The organism is Chromohalobacter sp. HP20-39, from assembly GCF_033052815.1.
Classification (GTDB): Bacteria; Pseudomonadota; Gammaproteobacteria; order Pseudomonadales; family Halomonadaceae; genus Chromohalobacter.
The window spans coordinates 1-229 of record NZ_JAWHTP010001263.1 but is presented as its reverse complement, the minus strand read 5'-3'; the positions used below and the strand labels follow the sequence as shown (position 1 = coordinate 229).

Sequence of the window (229 nt, the reverse complement as noted above, 5' to 3'; positions counted from 1 at the left end):
AGTATCCGAACCTGCTGGTGTCGCGTACGTTCTCGAAAGCCTATGGGCTGGCAGGCCTGCGGGTGGGCTACGGCATTGCACAGCCGCAGTTGACCGATCTGCTCAACCGCATCCGCCAGCCGTTCAATGTGAACAGCCTGGCGCAGGCCGCAGCGGTCGCTGCGCTCAATGATGCGGAATTCCTGCGCCAATCGGCCGAGCTGAACGCCGCAGGCTACGTGCAGCTGAC

1 protein-coding gene is annotated in these 229 nt (G+C 63.3%); it reads left to right on the top strand.

The genetic code is table 11. The features are described 5' to 3' along the window. A partial coding sequence (locus tag RVY79_RS21920; protein WP_317466737.1) for an aminotransferase class I/II-fold pyridoxal phosphate-dependent enzyme occupies window positions 1–229 on the top strand: 229 nt, incomplete at both ends.